Annotated in this window: 1 pseudogene; it reads left to right on the top strand. The window is 43.6% G+C overall.

The features are described 5' to 3' along the window. Positions 1–197 precede the first annotated feature (197 nt). A pseudogene (locus P3R27_RS14935) lies at positions 198–399 on the top strand (hypothetical protein); the annotation flags it as partial.

Genomic DNA, 399 nt, shown 5'->3' with positions numbered 1-399 from the left:
CTCCAGCCACTCGCCATTTACATAGTCATAAAAATCATCTTTTAACAAGGTTGTCATGTCTTTCGCTCCTCTCGCTTTCTACTATTATGAAACAAAATCTGTAAGGACGCAAAGAAAAGTTTTCTAGACGAAAAAGGGTTTTGATCCAAGTAGGAGGAGAATCTAAGGTATAATAAGAAAAAAGGCAGGTGAACGAGATGGAACAAGTAGAGTGGAAAGGGATCGCCGAAGAGCGGTTTCGTCCGTATAAGCAGTGGGTCACTCCTTCAGGGTATTTATGCGGCACCTATGCGGCAGCCGTCTTTTTGGCCTACTATCAAGATTACATCGATGAAACGATCATCCCGAAAGCGTTTCGCCGAAAAAAACAGCGGGATCTGACAGTAGTGACGGAAATGC

This window comes from Enterococcus spodopteracolus, assembly GCF_030441955.1.
GTDB classification, from domain to species: domain Bacteria; phylum Bacillota; class Bacilli; order Lactobacillales; family Enterococcaceae; genus Enterococcus_B; species Enterococcus_B spodopteracolus.
Note: the sequence above shows the minus strand (reverse complement) of the source record. Positions and strands in the feature narration are given on the sequence as shown.